Source organism: Mesobacillus jeotgali (assembly GCF_002874535.1).
Classification (GTDB): domain Bacteria; phylum Bacillota; class Bacilli; order Bacillales; family Cytobacillaceae; genus Mesobacillus; species Mesobacillus jeotgali.
In genome coordinates this window covers 814175-834299 of record NZ_CP025025.1, presented here as the reverse complement: position 1 = coordinate 834299, position 20125 = coordinate 814175, and the positions used below count along the sequence as shown (strand labels likewise).

General features: G+C 44.8%; 14 protein-coding genes. 2 read left to right on the top strand and 12 right to left on the bottom strand.

Translation table 11 applies throughout. The features are described 5' to 3' along the window. Positions 1–2 precede the first annotated feature (2 nt). From sdhA to CD004_RS03995, 4 genes are all read right to left on the bottom strand, one after another. Positions 3–1766: a succinate dehydrogenase flavoprotein subunit gene (gene sdhA / locus CD004_RS04010; protein WP_102261596.1), complete on the bottom strand. Its 1764-nt coding sequence runs from the start codon at positions 1764–1766 to the stop codon at positions 3–5. Between the two features lie 23 nt (positions 1767–1789). After that, positions 1790–2407, bottom strand: coding sequence for a succinate dehydrogenase cytochrome b558 subunit (locus tag CD004_RS04005; RefSeq protein ID WP_102261595.1), 618 nt, complete (start codon positions 2405–2407; stop codon positions 1790–1792). A gap of 28 nt (positions 2408–2435) precedes the next feature. Next, positions 2436–3881 carry an aspartate ammonia-lyase gene (gene aspA, locus CD004_RS04000; protein ID WP_102261594.1) on the bottom strand — a complete coding sequence of 482 codons (1446 nt, stop codon included), beginning with the start codon at positions 3879–3881 and terminating at the stop codon, positions 2436–2438. Positions 3882–3950: 69 nt separating this feature from the next. Then, the gene (locus tag CD004_RS03995; RefSeq protein ID WP_102261593.1) at positions 3951–5264 is read right to left on the bottom strand and encodes an anaerobic C4-dicarboxylate transporter family protein; all 1314 of its coding nucleotides are present in this window, start codon (positions 5262–5264) and stop codon (positions 3951–3953) included. Between the two features lie 337 nt (positions 5265–5601). On the opposite strand from CD004_RS03995, the gene CD004_RS03990 reads away from it, so the two are divergent. After that, positions 5602–6906 (top strand): ATP-binding protein, encoded by a 1305-nt coding sequence (locus tag CD004_RS03990; RefSeq protein ID WP_233434943.1) that lies wholly within the window; start codon positions 5602–5604, stop codon positions 6904–6906. A 5-nt stretch (positions 6907–6911) separates the two neighbouring features. After that, positions 6912–7826 (top strand): response regulator, encoded by a 915-nt coding sequence (locus CD004_RS03985; protein WP_102261592.1) that lies wholly within the window; start codon positions 6912–6914, stop codon positions 7824–7826. A 43-nt stretch (positions 7827–7869) separates the two neighbouring features. Here CD004_RS03985 and CD004_RS03980 read toward each other — a convergent pair whose 3' ends face one another. The 8 genes from CD004_RS03980 to CD004_RS03945 form a co-directional block, all read right to left on the bottom strand. Then, complete coding sequence (locus CD004_RS03980) at positions 7870–9174, bottom strand: ATP-binding protein (protein ID WP_102261591.1); 1305 nt, start codon at positions 9172–9174, stop codon at positions 7870–7872. Positions 9175–9404: 230 nt separating this feature from the next. Continuing rightward, positions 9405–11201 carry an ABC transporter ATP-binding protein gene (locus CD004_RS03975; protein WP_102261590.1) on the bottom strand — a complete coding sequence of 599 codons (1797 nt, stop codon included), beginning with the start codon at positions 11199–11201 and terminating at the stop codon, positions 9405–9407. Then, the gene (locus CD004_RS03970) at positions 11195–12919 is read right to left on the bottom strand and encodes an ABC transporter ATP-binding protein (protein WP_102261589.1); all 1725 of its coding nucleotides are present in this window, start codon (positions 12917–12919) and stop codon (positions 11195–11197) included. The genes CD004_RS03975 and CD004_RS03970 overlap by 7 nt, the downstream gene beginning before the upstream one ends. A gap of 206 nt (positions 12920–13125) precedes the next feature. After that, positions 13126–14745: a long-chain fatty acid--CoA ligase gene (locus tag CD004_RS03965; RefSeq protein ID WP_102261588.1), complete on the bottom strand. Its 1620-nt coding sequence runs from the start codon at positions 14743–14745 to the stop codon at positions 13126–13128. A 44-nt stretch (positions 14746–14789) separates the two neighbouring features. Then, on the bottom strand, positions 14790–15872 hold the full coding sequence (locus CD004_RS03960) for a CaiB/BaiF CoA transferase family protein (RefSeq protein ID WP_102261587.1): 1083 nt from the start codon (positions 15870–15872) through the stop codon (positions 14790–14792). A gap of 18 nt (positions 15873–15890) precedes the next feature. Further along, positions 15891–17462, bottom strand: coding sequence for a fatty acid--CoA ligase (locus CD004_RS03955; protein WP_102261586.1), 1572 nt, complete (start codon positions 17460–17462; stop codon positions 15891–15893). 306 nt (positions 17463–17768) lie between these two features. Beyond that, positions 17769–18923, bottom strand: coding sequence for a thiolase family protein (locus CD004_RS03950; protein ID WP_102261585.1), 1155 nt, complete (start codon positions 18921–18923; stop codon positions 17769–17771). Between the two features lie 34 nt (positions 18924–18957). After that, positions 18958–20103, bottom strand: coding sequence for an acyl-CoA dehydrogenase family protein (locus tag CD004_RS03945; RefSeq protein ID WP_102261584.1), 1146 nt, complete (start codon positions 20101–20103; stop codon positions 18958–18960). Positions 20104–20125 lie beyond the last annotated feature (22 nt).

Genomic DNA, 20125 nt, shown 5'->3' with positions numbered 1-20125 from the left:
GCTCACTTCACTCCCTTCTTTGTCTTTGTGTAGTCACGTTTTCTTGGTTCAATAAGTGAGACATCCACGTCCTCGTAAAAGAGCTCTGGGAGTTTTGTATTTTTATTGAATCTTGCCATCGTGGTTTTCAGCCATTCCTCATCATTCCTGTCAGGAAACTCAGGTTTGTAATGAGCTCCACGACTTTCATTCCTTTGAAATGCTCCCAGGGTTATAACATGAGCTAAATTGATCATGCCTTCAAGCTGCCTTGTGAAGGATGCCCCTGAGTTGCTCCAACTTGCTGTATCTTCAATATTAATGTTCTCATAACGCTCTTTGAATTCTTGTAGTTTCTCATAGGTAGCCTTTAGCTTTTTATTCTCACGAACAACCGTGACATTTGCCGTCATCAATTCCCCAAGCTCCTTATGTAGAAGATAGGCGTTCTCTTTACCATCCATTTTGAGGATTGACTGATATTTTCTCTCATCTTCCTGAACAAAGTGAGTATAGATACTAGGTGAAAGTGAATCCGACGATTTATCCAACCCATATATATATTCCAGGGCTGAAGGGCCAGCAACCATGCCTCCATATACTGCAGAGAGCAAGGAATTGGCCCCTAGACGGTTCGCTCCATGCTGTGAATAATCGCATTCCCCTGCAGCAAATAAACCGGGAATATTCGTTCTTTGCTGATAATCTACCCACAGTCCTCCCATGGAATAGTGTACAGCCGGAAATATCTTCATAGGCACCTTGCGTGGATCATCACCCATGAACTTTTCATAGATCTCCATGATTCCTCCAAGCTTTATATCAAGCTGGCGTGAATCAATATGTGACAAATCTAGATAGACTTTGTTCTCCCCATCTATTCCTAGTTTCTGGTTCACACAGACATCGAAAATTTCCCTTGTCGCGATATCTCGAGGTACCAAATTTCCATAAGCTGGATATTTTTCCTCAAGGAAATACCATGGTTTTCCGTCTTTGTAGGTCCAGACTCGACCTCCTTCTCCACGCGCTGATTCACTCATTAAGCGATTTTTATCGTCGCCGGGAATCGCAGTAGGATGAATTTGGATGAACTCTCCGTTTGCATAAAGAGCGCCTTGTTCATACAGCCGTGCTGCTGCATAACCAGTATTGATAGTAGAGTTTGTTGATTTGCCAAAAATCAGTCCTGGTCCTCCTGTTGCAATAATGACGGCATCCGCACTGAATGCCTTCATTTCCATTGTCCTGAGATTTTGTGCAGTAATCCCCCTGCAAACTCCTGTATCGTCTATAATTGCCGATACAAATTCCCAATTCTCATATTTAGTTACAAGTCCTTGTGTTTCAAACATTCTAACCTGTTCATCCAAGGCATAGAGCAGCTGCTGCCCGGTTGTGGCACCAGCAAATGCAGTCCGGTGATGCTGGGTCCCGCCAAATCTCCTGAAATCAAGCAGACCTTCCGGTGTACGATTGAACATAACACCCATCCTATCAAACATGTGAATGATCTTGGGTGCTGCTTCGCACATTGCCTTTACAGGTGGTTGGTTTGCCAAAAAGTCCCCGCCATAAACGGAGTCGTCAAAATGCTCCCACGGAGAATCATTCTCTCCTTTCGTATTGACGGCTCCGTTGATTCCTCCCTGCGCACAGACCGAATGCGACCTTTTTACAGGCACAATTGAAAACAAATCTACCATTGTCCCTTTCTCGGCAATCTTGATTGCTGCCATCAGCCCTGCAAGTCCGCCGCCTACAATCACGATTCTTCCTTTTCTCATTCCAATGCCCTCCTATCCAGCTATTATGCAAATGCTAAAATTGCTCGTACACCAATGATGGATAGTACGACAAATAACCCGAAAGTAATATATGAAAAAAATTGTTGTGATTTTGGAGATGTCGTGATTCCCCAGGTAATTAGGAAGGTCCAGACTCCATTGGCAAAGTGATACACTGCCGAAATGATTCCTATGATATACAGAGTCAAGGATAATGGGTTATCTACAATATTGGCCATCAAGTGATAATTGGCTTCTACACCAAAAAACTCCACCTGAATTTTGGTTTCCCAAATATGCCAGGTAACAAAGATAAAGGTAATGACTCCCGTAAGCCTTTGTAAGAAAAACTTCCAATTCCGCATATATCCATATCGGCCGATATTATTTTTTGCCTGAAGTGCAATATAAAGGCCGTATATAGCATGAAAATACATAGGGATAAAAATAATAAACGCCTCAAGAAAATATTTGAATGGCAGATTCACCATGATCCCTGCCGCAGTATTATAAGCATCCTGCCCCCAAGTTGCGGTGTAGTTCACGAAGAGGTGAACAGTCAGGAACACCCCTACTGGGATTATTCCTGATAATGAGTGTAGCTTTCGATATAAATGCTGGTTATTGCCGCGCTCTAACATCAATTTGCCTCCCTTTTCATTCATCCTTTTAAATCAAAACGGCTTCTCTTTGATTTTTCCTTTCCAACAATTCCTTGCCTGCGATACCTGGATGGGTCATCTCAAATGGGTTAAGGATGGTGTCTAACTCTTCTGCTGTCAACACACCCCGTTCAAGCACAATATCACGGACAGCTCTGTTAGCCAATATTGCTTCTCTTGCAACAGATGCAGCTGTTTCATAACCCACGTGAGGGTTGATGGCAGTTATTACGCCGACACTATTATTCACGTAAGCTTCAAGTCTCTCGATATTCGCTGTGATCCCCCTCAAGCAATGTTCATAGAATACATTGAAGACGTTTGTCATGATTTTTATGGACTGTAAAAGGTTGAACACTATGACTGGCTCCATGACATTCAGCTCAAATTGCCCCGCTTCTGATGCCATGCTGATCGTCAAATCGTTACCGACAACTTGGAAAGCACTCTGATTAAGAACTTCTGCCATAACTGGGTTGACCTTACCCGGCATGATGGAGGAACCAGGCTGGCGTGCAGGAAGATTAATCTCACCAAATCCACATCTCGGCCCTGAGGTCATCATCCTTAAATCGTTGGCAACCTTCGACATGTTCAGCATACAAACCTTCAGAGCTGCGGAAACTTCTATATAGCAATCTGTATTTTGTGTTCCATCGACTAGATTCTCCGATCCGGTTAACGGCAACCCAGTGAACTCGCCAAGATATCCGATTGCTTTCTCGATATAGACTGGGTCAGCATTCAGTCCCGTGCCTACAGCAGTTGCTCCCATATTCACCTCATAAAGATGATCCCTAGTAGACTTGACCCTTTTAATATCTCTTTTTAGCACTCTTGCATATGCAGCAAATTCCTGGCCGAGACGAATTGGTACAGCATCCTGCAAATGGGTTCTGCCCATTTTGATAATTCCATCAAACTCATTTGCCTTGTCTATGAATCCCTGATGCAGTATATCCATCACTATTAACAGTTGATTTAGCGTCGAAAGCGTCGATAGATGGATGGCAGTTGGGAAAGAATCATTCGTCGACTGTGCCATATTCACATGTGAATTTGGACTTATTATTTTATAATTGCCTTTAGCTTCCCCAATCAACTCGAGAGCACGGTTCGCAATTACTTCGTTTGTATTCATGTTGATTGATGTACCAGCACCTCCCTGAATTGGGTCCACTATAAACTGGTCATGCAGCTTTCCTTCGACTACTTCATCAGCTGCACGTGCGATGGCATCAGCAATGGTTCGATCCAGCTGGCCAATATCCGCATTCGCAAGTGCTGCTGCTTTCTTTACAATTGCCATTGCCTTGATTAGCGACCCATCTAGCCTAGAGCCAGTAATCGGGAAATTTTCAATAGCTCGTATTGTTTGCACACCATAGTAAGCATCCATAGGGACCAGCTTCTCACCTAGGAAATCCTTTTCAATCCTAAATTGATCCAACATTTCAACCATCTCCATTTCCATCAATAATAGACAGCAGCCCTATAGAATGGCTGCTGTAAGGACTAAACTTTAAAGAACGATTGTACTTAACAGAATTCCTATACCGACTGCTCCAACTGTCGCAACGAGTCCCGGAACCATAAAGCTGTGGTTTAAAATGTATTTACCGATTCTAGTCGTTCCCGTTCTGTCGAAGTTAATTGCCGCTACTACGGTCGGATAGTTCGGAATGAAGAAGTATCCATTTACAGCCGGGAACATTGCGATTAATAACGCTGGATTGATTCCCAGTGTAATCCCAAGCGGCATTAATGTCCGGACTGTAGCTGCCTGGCTATACAGGAGTATAGAAAGGGCGAACAATGCAACAGCGAACAGCCACGGAGCTGCCGTTACTAAATCTGAAATCGAACCTGAAATCAGGGCCATATTTCCCTGAAAGAAGGTATCACCCATCCAGGCGATTCCGAAGATGGCTACAACTGCAGCAGCACCCGCTTTGAAGACACTTCCTGATACGATGTCTTCAACTTTTGGTTTTGCAAAGATAATGATCATTGCTGCGATTGTCAGCATAACAATCTCTATTGCAGCCGGCATACTCATCCTTGTGAAAACACCTTCAATTTCCCATCCAGGTCGCAATTCCTGGAATGAGCCAAGAATAACAACAAGTACTGCTGCCAATAAGAACAGAATAACTGAGAGTTTTGCACCGGGATTTGGATTAAAAGCCTTTTTATCCTTTTTGATTGGAGCAAGGCCTTCTTCTAATCGCTTGAGATATTCTGCATCCATCTTCAGTTCCTTGCCCATTTTGCTGGCAACAAATGCTGCACCCATACACGCGAGGAAGGTAGACGGAATACAGATTAGCAGGATCTGCATGAGACTAATGTTAAAGTCTGCAAGAAGCGCAAGCAGTGCAACAGTTGCAGCTGATATAGGACTGGCCGTAATTGCCTGTTGAGATGCGATAACAGCAATAGACATTGGTCTTTCCGGACGAATGCCGGATTCTCTTGATACCTCTGCAATAACTGGCAATACCGAGTAGGCAACATGGCCAGTACCTGCACATAAAGTAAATAAGTAAGTGACCATTGGAGCAATGAAGGTTATTCTTTTAGGATTCTTGCGTAATGCTTTCTCTGCCAAGTAGACAAGATACTCCATTCCACCCGCTGCTTGAAGAGCTCCAGCAGCCGTAATGACTGCCAAAATCATTAACATTACATCTATTGGTGCCGATGTTGGCTGAAGTCCAAATCCAAAAACCAAAATTCCAAGACCAACACCACCCATTACACCAAGCCCCACACCTCCAAGCCTTGCACCTATGAAGATACATGTCAGTACAATTAAAAATTGTATCCAGAACATTTTGATTACCTCCTTGATTATCTTTCTTTGTCCTGCCTTGAATGAACCATCTCAATGTCTTCTTCTTCTTTATTTGCAGCGAACAACCACCTGCCCTTATTGATTGTGATAACCTTCACAAGTAAATGTACAATAACCAATGCTAATTGATTCCAAGAGAGAAACTGTCCTCCCTCCTTCACATAGTTAGAGTAATCGCCACCCTACTGAAAACTACAAAAAATTACAAAGACAATTTGCTTCTTAATAATATTGTCAAAATTAAACACCTCAAAAAAACTCAGGTAGATTAAAATAAGGTTGTTCATAAGGCTGAAAAAAGTGGAAGTTTGCTAACATGATTGAAAAAAAGAGATGGGGTGGGATATTGAAGGAACGACTGATTCTTTACTTGTTGATTATGATCGCTGTCCCAATAGGTGGAGAGATGAAGTTCTACCCATTTGAAGGTGAAATGAGGGTAAGCCTGGGCACGCCAATTTTTTTCTTCACTCTTTTGTGGTCTAAAAAGTTACATCCATTATTGGCTGGGTTGGCTGCGGGATCGGCAGTTGTCTTGTTTAGGGTTGTATTATTTAGTTTAACCGTAAATACAAACCTCCTGTTTGAAGGTTTTCTTCAGCACTTCCCGGTCTTCTTCTATTATTTGACTTTCGCCTTATTATTTTATTTATTTAAAATCAATACATTATTTAACAGACCTTTCCTTGTTGGATTGCTTGGTGTCATTGTTGAGGTAACAGCAAGTATGATGGAAATCTTTTTTCGATCCTTTATCTCACAATCTCAGATTAATCTGGAGACCTTCTTGACCATTGGAATGATTGCTATCATACGGAGCTTTTTTGTTTTAGGATTCTTTAATATTTTCGTAATCAGAGAAGCTAAATTATCAGAAGATCAACAAAGAAATCGAAATGAACAGATGCTCATGCTAATATCGAATCTTTATGTAGAAATGATTCAGCTAAAGAAGACAATGAAAAATGCCGAAGAGTTAACTGCTGTAAGCTATACATTGTATAGAGAGTTAAAAGAGAAGAAACAAGACGAACATGCCCACTCAGCCCTTAAAATAGCAGGCGAATTACATGAAATCAAAAAAGACAATCAGCGAATTTATGCTGGTTTGACTAAGTTGATGGTTAAAGAAAACATTAGTGACTTCATGGATATTGAAGGGATTTTGAAGGTAATCACCAAGTGCAATGGAAACTATGCAGAATCACTGGGAAAATCAATTGAATTTACAAGTATCGTAGCCGGGGAGCACCCCCCGTATCATACATTTATGCTGTTATCCGTCATTAATAACCTGGCAACAAATGCTGTGGAAGCCATTCATCATACAGGTGATATCCGACTTGATATCGCCCGGAACCAGGATACCTTGGTGATCCAAGTAAAAGATACAGGTCCTGGTATTGATAGTAGGAATAGACAGCATGTATTTGAACCTGGATTCACCACTAAGTTCAGTCAGGAAGGGAACGCTTCCAACGGAATCGGCCTTTCTTATGTTAAGAGTGCTTTAGAAAATATCGGAGGAAAAATCATCCTTGAACCATATGGATTGACCAATGGCTTTAACACAGTTTTCATTATTGAAGTTCCGATTGGAAGTCTTACATTAGGAGGGTAATTAAAATGCGTTTTTTCATTGTGGATGATTCACCAGCTATAAGAGCGATGCTGGCAAATATAATTGAAGACCAGGATTTCGGAACAGTTGTAGGCGAGGCTGAAGATGGTTCTGAAGTATATTCTGATATCCTAGAAGCTAAGGATATTGATATATTGCTGGTTGATTTATTGATGCCAAATCGTGACGGTTTGGAAACTATAAGAGAAATAAGTCCTTCATTCACTGGAAAAGTTATAATGATTTCACAAGTGGAATCGAAAGAACTAATTGGTGAAGCATATAGACTGGGAGTAGATTACTATATTACCAAACCGCTTAATAAGCTTGAAGTATCAAGCGTCATCAAGAAAGTGTGCGAAAACCTGTTACTACAAAAATCACTTGTGGATATACAGCGATCACTCAACATGATTCCAGGATTCAAGACAAAGACAAAGACCCCAAAAAGTACACTTTCGATTGTTGGTGCAGGGAAGGACATCTTATTCGAATTAGGAATCATCAGTGAAAGTGGCAATAAAGATCTTCTGGATTTGCTATGCATCCTTTACGAACATGAGCAGAATGGAGTCAAAGAAATACCTCCCTTGAAAGATTTATTTGAGGAGATCATGAAAAAACGCCTAGGAGTAAACGCTTCTGCTGCTGAAATTCGAAAAGAGGTGAAAGCCGGTGAACAGCGAGTTCGAAGGGCTCTCCAACAGGCCTTAGAACATCTGGCTTCATTAGGCCTGACTGATTATTCGAATCCCAAATTTGAGCATTTTAGCAGTTCCTTTTTTGACTATACACAGGTTCGAATGAAAATGCTTGAGTTAGAAGGCAAAACGGAGATATGTGCAAATCCTCCCCGCTCTAACATAAAAAAATTCATGCAAGCGTTATACATGGAGGCAAGAAAGTCAATCAATTCATAAATACTTATCAAAGTGTAAAGCCCAGTGGGAAAAGTCCACTGGGTCATTGTTTCATTACCACATCACGTTTTACAGAGTCATGCGCAACGTTCGAGCTAGATGTTAAAAATGTAGGGAGTATGATGGTAACTTCCGTCCCAACCCCTTTCTCACTCTTGAATGAAATGGATCCTCCCATCGTTTCTATGATTTTGATTGAAACGGAGGTACCCAGTCCTGTTCCTTTATCTTTGGTTGTATAAAATAATGTACCAAGTCTGGCAATTTGCGCACTATCCATTCCCTTTCCCGTATCTGATATTACAATATATGATTCATTCCCGGTCGAGACCTGACTGATGTTAACTTCCCCGCCCTCATCCGTAGCCTCGATCCCGTTCTTTATAATATTAACAAGAGCTTGTTTCAGCTGGTTCCTGTCCGTTTTTACAAAGATCCCCCACTCCAGCTTGACATTCACCTGGACTCCTTCCTTTGCAGCAAATGCCTCTAAAAGCAATGTGACTTCTGTAATGATTCCCGCCAGCTCGGCACCTTCCATTTTTTCAAATTGAGGCTTGGCAAAATTCAGATAATCATTTATGATGGATTCCGCCCTGCCGAGTTCAGTCAGGACTAAGCTCAAATAGTAATGATTATCCCCTTTTTCTTGCTTATGCATCATCTGTAAGAACCCCTTAACCACTGTTAAAGGATTCCGGATTTCGTGCGCAATGGATGCAGCTAGTTCACCCAGTGTATTCAGTTTTTCAGCGCGCAGGATTTCTTTTTTCATTAAATCCTTTTCGATCAAGGACTCATTCAAAATCGCCACAATCCATACGGCACAAACCTGTATTGCGCCAAAGATCGCGATATTCAACATAATTTGGTTCGTGTTTTCAGCTGATGCTTCATTAATCAACATATTAGCCACAAGAATCACCAGCATTGAAAGTGAAGGCCATAAACCAACAAGGACTGTTGTCCTAATTCTCTTCTTTGCATCGAAGGTCCAAAATTTCTTCATGAACATGAATGGAATTACCGCGGCCAGAAAACCGCTCACATACCCGAGCAACAGGTCTCCACCCATGAATGTCCTTGTTGCCAGATAGGTAACCAATACCATAGTACCTGCAATTGGGCCGCCATATAAAAAGGCCACCACCATCGGCACGTAGCGAAGGTCCCAGTACAAACCGCCATCTTCAAACGAAAAAGCAAGAGAAAGAAACACAGCAACACTTTGCAGCACGCCGCACAAGTAAGGAGATTTCCCAACCCTTTTATTATCAAAAAGGACACTATGAATAAAGATTGGCAGCAGGATAATAAGGACATTTAAAAGAAGTTTCTCAGCAAGCATGTCATAGTCTCCATTCGAAGAGGTTTGGTTTTTATACAGCCCGACGTATGCCTTCTCATATTAGGAATACGACAAACTTTTCATGAATCCTCTATTGCCCGGGAAATTTGTCATATCTTATAAAAAAGTGCATGCGCCTTGGTCAGGTATATAAAGCGTTATCTGCCTAAAACGCTACATCGTGTACAACAAAGGGCTATAGCAATTAAAAAAAGGAACCCGGAGGCTCCCTAATAATTCATTAATGTCTTTTTTTCCAGCTGGCTAGTGAAAAGACTATGGTAAAAACCTTCTTGTTCCAGCAATTCGTCATGGCTGCCATTTTCAATGATTTGCCCATTTTCGATGACAATAATTTGATCTGCGCTTTTAATCGTATTCAACCGGTGGGCGATGATGAAGCTTGTTCTTCCCTTCAGTAGATGCTGGAGGGCTTCCTGGATTTTAAGTTCTGTGATCGTATCAATACTGCTCGTTGCTTCATCAAGAATCAAGATTGACGGATCAGCCAGGATTGCCCTTGCGATGGACAAGAGCTGCTTTTGTCCCTGACTGATGCCAGCATCATCCTGGCTCAACACGGTATCATAGCCTTCTGGTAAGCGTTGGATAAAAGAATGGGCATTTGCTGCCTTTGCAGCATGCTCTACTTCCTTATCAGTTGCGTCCAGTCTGCCGTAGCGGATGTTTTCCCTTATGCTTCCCTGGAAAAGGAATGAATCCTGGAGGACAAATCCCATTTGTGTCCGCAAGCTTTCACGGGTAATTTTTTTGCTATCATATCCATCGATTAAAATTTTACCTTTATCCGGTTCATAAAAGCGTGAAATTAAGTTGATGATCGTGGACTTGCCCGCTCCTGTCGGTCCAACCAAGGCAACACTTTGACCTGGTTCAGCTTTGAAATTCAAATCAGATACGGTATCTCCTCCTTTTTCATATGAAAAAGATACATCCGTGAACTCGACCTTTCCATTGATATTCTTAAGGGGAGCAGCTCCTTTCTCATCGACCGCCTCTTCTTCTGTATCGATGATATCAAAAACCCTGTCAGCTCCTGCGACCGCAGAAAGTAATGTATTAAACTGGTTCGACAGGTCATTCAGAGGTCTAGTGAACTGCCTGGAGTACTCAGTAAAAATGACGATTGTCCCAATCGATACGTACCCTTGAAGCGCAAAGTAGCCGCCAACTGCCGCCACAATGGTGAAGCTCAGGTTATTTAGCATATTCATCAATTTCGGAATAAACCCCGTAAAGGTCTGAGCCCAATAACCGGACTCTTTTAACTTCTTATTTTTAATGCGAAATTCTTCAATTACTTTCGATTCCTGCGAGAAGGATTTAATGATTTTCTGGCCAGAAATCGTTTCTTCAATATAACCATTCATTTCACCAAGCCGGCGCTGCTGTTCTTTGTACAGCCTCCCTGTCCGGCTTGTAATCCACTTCATCCCCATGAACATTAGCGGTACAATGATCATCGTGACCACCGTGAGTAACGGGCTCAGCCAAATCATGACAGCAAGGGTTCCCACCAGTGTAAGTACACTTGAAAAAATCTGGATGACTGAAGAATTCAGAGTTGCGCTGACATTCTCAATATCATTGGTGACCCTGCTCATTAATTCACCATGCTGCCGTTTGTTGAAGAAATCAATCGACAGCTTATGGAAGTGTGTAAAAAGCTGTTTCCTCATTGTATAGACAGTCTTCTGGGCAATCCCAATCATCCAGTAGCTCTGGAGCCACAAGGATAAAGAGTGGAGCCCATACACAACGCCAAGACCGATCAACAGCCAGAGGAATCCATCAGTGGACTCTGTCGCAAAATACTCATCAATTCCCCACCCAATCAGGAATGGTCCCAAAAGACCCAGGGCAGAACTGGCCACAACCATTAATAAGACAAGGATCAGCAGGCTCCTCTGGTCTGCTAGATATGACCATATTCTTCTGACCGTCGGTACAATCCCTCTCGAAGTATTGCTTTGGTCAGCTTTTCTTTCTTTTTGTTTTTTTAACATCCTGCCTTCACCTCCCCGAATTGGGACTCGTAAATAGCCTGATAAAGGGAAGAATGCTTCAGCAGATACTCATGGTCTCCAGATCCAATTAAGGAGCCATCTTCAAGCAAAAGGATTTTATCGGCTTCCTTAGCTGTGCTTATCTTTTGGGTGATGATGACTGTTGTACATTTGTATTGGCTTATCGAATCCAGCAGCCTTGCTTCTGTTTTCAAATCGAGTGCACTTGTACTGTCATCGAGCAACAGAATTCTCGGATTTTTAATTAAAGCACGGGCAATGGATAGTCGTTGCTTCTGTCCGCCCGACAGATTGACGCCCTTTTGCCCGAGAAGTGTATCATATCGATCGGGAAGTTTTTCAACCGTGTCATGGATTTGGGCATCCGAAGCGGCCTTGACCATTTCCTCATAGGTGGCATTCTTTTTGCCCCAGGCAAGATTTTCCTTGATGGAACCAGTGAACAGCATAGCCTCCTGGGGAACGTAGCCAATCCCCTCTCTAAGACTTTTAAGTTTAAATTCTTGGATTCTGCGGCCGTCGATTCGGATTTCCCCACTTGTTACATCATATAACCGGGGGATCAGCTGGAACATCGATGTTTTCCCGGCACCAGTAGCCCCCAATACAGCCACTGTTTCACCAGAGGCAATGGAAAAGGATAGATTCTGGAGTATTGGGATATTGGTGCTCGGAAACTGGAATGACACCTGGTCAAATTCAATTTCCCCTTTGGTAATCCCATACTCCTTACTGCTTTCGATTGTATCTTCCAGGTCGATTTCCTCATTCAGCACATCGGTCACACGCTCAGCAGAGGCTCTGGCACGGGAAAAGACCATAATAATCCATGAAAACATCGAAAAAGCAGTGGTAATCCTGGCTGCATAATTGACGATCGCAACCACTTCACCGACCGAGACGTTTCCAGTCTGGACTTCTATTTTTCCAAACCAAAGAACGGCAATCACACTCAGGTTCATGAATAGCAGCAGGACAGGTATTGTTACCTCAGTAACCCTTAAAGCGAATACAGTCTTATCCTTAAGGTTATTGTTCGCTGTTTCAAATCTTGTACCTTCATAGCCGCCTCTGGCAAAAGCCTTGATCAGCCTCATGCCGACAAGATTTTCCCTCATGACACCGTTCACTTTGTCTAGGCGCTTTTGTACACTTTTAAATAAGCCTGCTGCTTTTGTCATGATCCATATCAGGAAAATCAAAAGAGGCGGGATAATGATGACGAATGCAAGCGACAGTTTCACATTGACGAGCATGGCCATAATGATTCCCCCGATGACCAACAGCGGAGCGCGCATAGCAATCCTCAAGCTCATAAAGAATGTATTTTGCAGCTGTGTTACATCATTGGTGATCCTTGTAATCAAAGAAGATGATGGAAAACTGCCGAAGTTCGTGAATGAAAAGGCCTGGACCTTGGCGAACAGCTTCTCGCGCAAATCATAACCAAAGCTTTGGCCTGCATGGGCAGCGATAAACGAATTCGTGATTCCGGATGCAAATGCAAGAAATGAAATCCCGAGCATTATTCCGCCCAACTTGATGACAGTATCCAGGTCCCTGGCGACAATTCCTTCATCGATGATCCTAGCCATCAGCAGCGGCTGCACTAGTTCAACAGCCAGTTCGACGAGCATCAAGCTCAGCGCAGCCGCAATCGGGATGCGATATGGTTTTACAAATGAAAATATACTCATGAAGATAAGACCCCCGTTGAAACGATCTTGATTATTTCGGCTTACGAATTTTATATGTACTATCATACCTCTTTTGGTGAATTTTTTGAATTGAAAGAGAATAATTTATTTTGCTTTTGAGTGACTAAATTTTTTTTGGCGTCATGATTTATTTTACAACTAAAAAAGCAGCACCGTTTAATTAAGACGATGCTGCTTTAAATATATTAAGAGTTCTGCACTAGATGATCTTTCAACTGATCTCTTAGTGCGCGCTTCAAGAACTTACCGACCGAGGTCTTTGGGATTTCCTCCATGAATATGACATCATCCGGCAGCCACCACTTGGCAAACTGAGGTGCGATGAAGTCGAGCAGTTCCTGCTTATCGAGTTTGTTTTTGTATTGCTCCTTCAGAACGACACAGGCAATCGGGCGTTCTTGCCACTGCTCGTGTGGCACAGCGACGACACTCGCCTCGAATACAGCCTCGTGAGCCATCAGGGCATTCTCAAGATCCACCGATGAAATCCATTCGCCGCCGCTCTTGATCAAGTCCTTCGTGCGGTCGACTAGCTTGATGACACCTTCTTCATCAACAGTGGCCACATCCCCAGTGTACAGCCAGCCATCGCGGAATGCATCTGCCGAACGCTCATCCTTGTAATATTCATCCGCAATCCATGGTCCGCGCAGCAATAGTTCTCCCATTTCCTCGCCATCCCACTTCACTTCGCCATTTCCGCCGACTACTTTCATTTCCAGGCCTGGCACAAGGAGTCCTTGCTTGGAGCGAATGTCTAGAATTTCCTCTTCGTCCAGGCCGACCTGGTAGCTCTTCAGGCGGGATACCGTTGCCAGCGGAGTAGTCTCGGTCATGCCGTACGCATGCAGGAATGGGATTTTGTATTTTGTTTCAAACGCCTTGATCATGCCACGAGGCGCTGCAGAACCACCACAGACAATCGATCTCAGTGAAGAGGTATCATAGCTTCCGTTTTCAAGCTCATTCAGCAGGCCAAGCCAAATCGTCGGCACTCCTGCGGTGAAGGTGACTTTTTCCTGTTCAATAAGATCAGCAAGCAACTTAGGAGTGAATAATGGTCCAGGCAGCACCTGGGTCGAGCCGAACCAAGTCGCAGCGAATGGCAGACCCCAGGCATTGGCATGGAACATCGGGACCACAGGCAATACCACATCGGTTTCCGACAATGCAGCAGTGTCGGCCAATCCAAACGCGAAGCTATGGAGGACGATGCCTCTGTGGGAATAAACAACGCCTTTAGGATTTCCGGTTGTTGCCGATGTATAGCACATTCCTGCTGGATCATTTTCATCGAGATCTTTCACGAATTCAAATTCCGGACTAGCCTCACGAAGAAGTTCCTCATAAGAATAGACTGGCTCCAATGTTGTTTCCGGCAGTTCGTCTTTGTCGGTCATGATGATGTATGCCTCTACCGTTTTAAATTGATCCTTGCTGCGCTCAATCAGCGGCACTAGGTCCTCATCGACAAGCAATACCTTATCTTCTGCATGATTGATAATGTAAGAGACATGTTCTGGCGACAGGCGGATGTTGATTGTATGGAGCACTGCCCCCATGCCTGGAGCGGCAAAGTAGACTTCAAGATGGCGATGGTGATTCCAGGCAAATGTTCCGACCTTGTCGCCCTTTTGGACACCCAGCTTTTCAAGCGCGCTGGCAAGTCTGCGGGTTCTCTCGCCAATCTCCTTATAAGTGAATCGGTGAATACCTGATAGTGTCCGAGACACCACCTGCTTTTTCGGGAAAAACTTTTCTGCTCTTTCCAATAGCGATCCTACTGTCAATGGAACATTCATCATACCGACATTTCCCCTTCCAGTTTTAAAATAGGTATCTTCCTTTTTTATTTGCTGCTTTTTATACTAAGCCACTCTCTTAGAATCTCTTCTGTCTGTTCTCCCTTTTTCGGCGGAGCTGCCCCCTCATGTGACGGCAAATCTCCATGCATTTTAATCTGGCCTTCTGGCATTACAAAATCCTTTTCACTCCAATATGGATAGTGAGCCAGTTCTCCCGCCTCAAGTACAGGTGTTAGGCAGCAATCGATCTTCAAGCCAAAATCCGCCCATTCAGAAAGTGGCTTGCTTTTAAACAGATCAACAAGCTCAAGGTAAACTGGATTTTCGTTATCCGGTCTGGAATAATGAGCGGACAGCCAATCGTCCCTGCCAACAGCCTGGCAAAAGTTGCGCCAGAACTTTGGCTCCAAAGCTCCAAGGCTTACATAGCAGCCGTCCTTCGTTTCGTACAGCCCATATCCAATGACAGTGCCGTTCAGGACTGAAACGCCATTTTGATAGCCTGTTTCTTTTTCAATCAGGACATGGTTTGCCATCAGAGAAGCCATACTGTCAGCAATAGAAATGCAGTGATAGCTGCCTTCCCCTGTTTTCCCCCGGGCTACAAGTGCGGCCAGGATTCGCTCACTAGCCGCCATGCCCCCCATATAGTCTGAAAACGTATGGGTTGGATGAATCGGTCTCCCTGAGCTGTCCTTCATCTGGGCCAGTGCACCACTCAAGCTCATGTAATTTAAATCATGGCTGCCCAGGCTGCTCATATCTCCGTTCCTTCCGTATCCCGTCACCGAGCAATAGACGATTCCAGAGTTGATTTTCTTTATCTCTTCATAACCGAGGCCGAGCTTATCCATCACTCCTGGCCTGAAGCTCTCTACAACCACATCCGCCCTGGCCAGTAAGTCAAGGGCCAGCATCTTTCCTTCTGCCTGCTTCAGATTGATGACAATACTCTTCTTACCGCGGTTATGGGCATTGAACACATATCCTTCCCCTGTATTCCTTGCCGGGTCTCCCTCGGGCGCTTCGATTTTGACAACCTCAGCCCCGAGTTCAGACAGCCTCAGCGTGGCAAAAGGTCCCGGGATATAATTCGTGAAGTCTACTACTTTAATTCCGTCTAACATGTTAAAAAACCCTTTCCACTACGTCGGCTGCCCTTTTGAAAACAATTCTTCCATTTGCTTTCTGAGCATGAACTTTTGGATTTTTCCGCTGGCATTCCTAGGAAGTGCATCTACAAAAAGGTATTTGCGCGGACGTTTGTAATTTGCCAGGCTGTCACTGTTTTTGCACCATTCATCCAATTCCTCTTCTGTTACCTGTGGATCTTTCTTCACGACAAAGGCCGTTACCGATTCACCCCAGCGGTCATCCGGCTGGCCGACGATCGCAACATCAAGGACACCTTCATGTGCATGGAGAACGTCTTCTACCTCACGTGGATAGATGTTTTCACCGCCACTGATGATCATGTCATCCACTCTGTCTTTCACCCATAAATAACCCTCTTCATCCAGGTAGCCAATATCCCCTGAACGGTACCAGCCTTTATACATCGCTTTTCCAGAAGCCTCTTCACGGTTGAAGTAGCCTGACATCATGCATGGACCCTGGACGATGATTTCACCGCTTTCGCCTGGTGGGAGGACGTCGTCTGGATCGGAAGGACCATCCTCCTTCGGCCTGACAATCCTGATTTCATGGTTGAGGCAAGCCTGCCCTGCAGCCCCAGCTTTTGTCAGCTGGTCATCCTCAGACAGGAAAGTGATAGCAGGGCCCATTTCCGTCATTCCATACGCCTGGACCAGCTTGATGCCCAGCTTGTCATGGCAGGCATGGACAAGTGATGGCGCCATAGGTGCAGCTCCGTACAGACCCAGCTTCAGGCTCTGGATATTATAGTCTGATAGATTCTCCTGTAAAAGCATGTTCCACATTGTTGGTGCGGCAAAGAACTTCGTGATTTTTTCCGAATCGATCAGCTCAAGCACTTTCTTTGGCGCGAATTGGTGAAGGATGACATTGCTGCCGCCCACATGGATTCTCGGCAGGAACGCGCAATGTAATTCGGCACAGTGGAACATCGGCGCAGTTACCAAGCCAACATCATTCGCACTCAGTTTGGTTGAACTGACAACGATCAGGCTCTGCTCGACCATATTGCGGTGCTTGTGCATGACACCCTTTGGCCTGCCTGTTGTCCCGCTAGTGTACATGATCGCGTACAGGTCGTTTTCGTCTACCTCGATTTCAACAGGCCGTGTCTCTGCTGCTTCCACTTTTTCATGGTATCTTTGGGCGTATTCCGGTGTATCTCCATCGATGTACCAAAAAGCAATATGCGGGAATCGCTTTTCAATGGCCGTGATGACAGGCTCCACCGCCTTTTCAAAAAGAACGACCTTTGGCTCGGCATCGCTCAGGATAAAAGCAACCTCCTCTCCCATCAGCCTGAAATTGATTGGATTGAAAACCGCTCCAATTTTCGCACAAGCGAAAAACGCAGTACCCAACTCCTCGGTATTAAACGTGAATGTCGAAACTCTGTCGCCTTTCTTCACTCCTTCAGCAAGGAGCGCGTTGGCAAGCCTGTTCACTTCATCATTCCATTCGCTGTAAGTAAAGCGGACATTTTTGCGGACATCATAGAGGGCTTCCTTGTTCGGGAATTTCATTACGGTCAGGTCAAAAATCTTACCGATCGTCGTGCTCATTTGCATTCCTCCTAATTAAATGTCGAGTTTATACTTTACTGAGTTGTTGGATAAAGCAGCCCCGCTTGTGAATCTTCGGGTGCCAAGGGTGCTTATTGGTGACCTGTTCTTTTCTGCTGTTTTTGGGCGTCAATAGCTCTTATTGGTGACCTGTTTTCCTCATTTCTGCTGTTTTCGGGCGCCAATAGCCCTTATTGGTGACCTGTTTTCCTCATTTCTGCTGTTTTTGGGCGCCAATGCCCCTCATTGGTGACCTGTTTATCTCTTTTCTGCTGTTTTTGGGAACCAATAAGGATTAGGAATCTTCTAATCCAGACGTTCAATAATAGTGGCGTTGGCCATCCCGTGCCCTTCGCACATCGTCTGAAGGCCATAACGGCCGCCGGTCCGTTCAAGTTCGTGCATCATCGAAATCATCAGTCGGGCGCCGCTCGCTCCAAGAGGGTGGCCAAGAGCAATTGCCCCGCCATTTGGATTGAGTTTTGCAGGGTCCGCTCCAGTTTCCTTCAGCCATGCCATCGGTACTGGTGCAAATGCTTCGTTCACCTCGAAGACATCAATATCCTCCAGTTTCAAGCCGGCTTTTCTGAGGACTTTTTCTGTTGCCGGAATTGGACCTGTCAGCATCAGCGTCGGGTCCGAACCTACCACAACTCTGGTGTGAACCTTGAATCGCGGTTTCACGCCTAGCTCCTCGGCTTTTTCACGACTCATCAACAATATGGCACCTGCTCCGTCACTGATCTGGCTCGAGTTCCCGGCATGGATGACACCATCCTCTTTAAAGACCGTTTTCAATCCGCCCAAAACTTCAGCTGTCGTTCCTTCGCGAGGTCCTGAATCCTCCGTCATCAAAGTCGTTTCTCCATTTTCGAGGGTGACCTCGAGCGGCATGATTTCTTTCTTAAAATAACCTTCTGCCTGCGCCTTCAAAGCTCGGCGATGGCTTTCTGCAGAGAATTCGTCAAGTTCCTGGCGGGTAAAGCCGTACTTTTCTGCAATCCGTTCCGCGGATAGTCCCTGATGGATCATCTCGTATTGTTCTCTTAATTTAGGGCTGAAAGGGTTAGCTTCCTGGTAATTAGAACCCATTGGAACACGGGTCATATTTTCCACACCGCCGGCGATGACGACATCCATGTCCCCCGCAAGAATCGCCTGGGCAGCAAAATGAACTGCCTGCTGGCTTGACCCGCATTGACGGTCAATCGTGGTTCCTGGTACTTCAATTGGGAAACCGGCAGTCAAAGCCGCGACCCTGGCAATATCCCCTGCCTGTTCACCTGACTGTGTCACACAGCCCAGGATGACATCTTCAACAAGTCCTGCATCGATACCAGCTCGCATCACAACCTCTTTCAGAACCCCCGCAGCCAACTCATCCGGCCTTATATCCTTCAATAAACCTTTTCTTCTGCCAACAGGAGTCCTGACAGCTTCGACGATTACAACTTCACGCATGTTTCATCTTCCTTTCTGCTAATCAAATCTATGTCTACAATCCCAGGTTTTTAGCAATGATGGTTTTCATGATTTCGTTCGTTCCGGCGTAAATACTGGCAACCGGGATATCACGGAATCTCCTCGCAATCTCGTATTCTTCCATATATCCATAACCGCCATGGAGCTGCATGCATTCCGCGGCGATTTTCTTCGCGCTGTCTGTCAGCTTCCACTTTGCCATCGATACTTTTGTGACAACATCCTTGCCTTCGATATGCTCGGCAATTAACTGATCAAGGAATGCCCTGCCCATTTCGATTTCCGTCGCCATCTCGACGATCTTGAATTGTGTATTCTGGAACTTGCTGACGGGCTTGCCAAAGGCTTCGCGGCTTTTTACGTATTCAATCGTCTGCTTGAGCATGACTTCAGATGCTGTCTGTGCAGCAATCGCAACAAGCAGGCGTTCCTGCTGGAGCTTTTCCATTAAGTAAAGGAACCCCTTCCCTTCATCTCCAAGCAAATTCTCTTTTGGCACCCGACAATCCTCAAATATAAGCTCTGCCGTATCCTGACAGTGGAGCCCCACCTTGTTCAGCTTCCTCCCTCGGGAAAAACCTGGTGTATCCCGCTCAATCACAAGCAAGCTGACACCCTTATGCTTCGGGTTCGCTTTCGGATCGGTCTTACAGGCTACAACAATCAAATCAGACTGAATCCCGTTGGTGATGAAGGTTTTTTGTCCATTTACAATATAGTGGTCACCATCAAGAATGGCTGTCGTCTGAATGTTCGCCAAATCCGAACCTGTCCCTGGTTCAGTCATCGCGATCGCCGTAATGATTTCACCTGTCGTACACTTTGGCAGCCAGCGTTTTTTCTGTTCTTCCGTGCCATAAGCCGTGATATAAGGCACGACTATGTCATTATGCAACCCTACTCCAACGAGGCCTGAGCCCACCCGCTCGAGCTCTTCGTTGATGACAACAGCAAATCCCCAGTCGACCTCGCTGCCGCCATACTCTTCATCGATGTCTGGGCAAAGATATCCCTGCTCACCCATCTTCTCCCAGAAGGATCGCGGGATCATTCGCTCTTCTTCCCACTGGTCGTAAAAAGAATATGCTTCCTTCTCTAAGAACTTCCTAAGTGACCTGCGGAAAATTTCATGGTCATCCGTTAAATAAGGGTGTTTCATTTTTGTATCTCCCCTTTTCTCT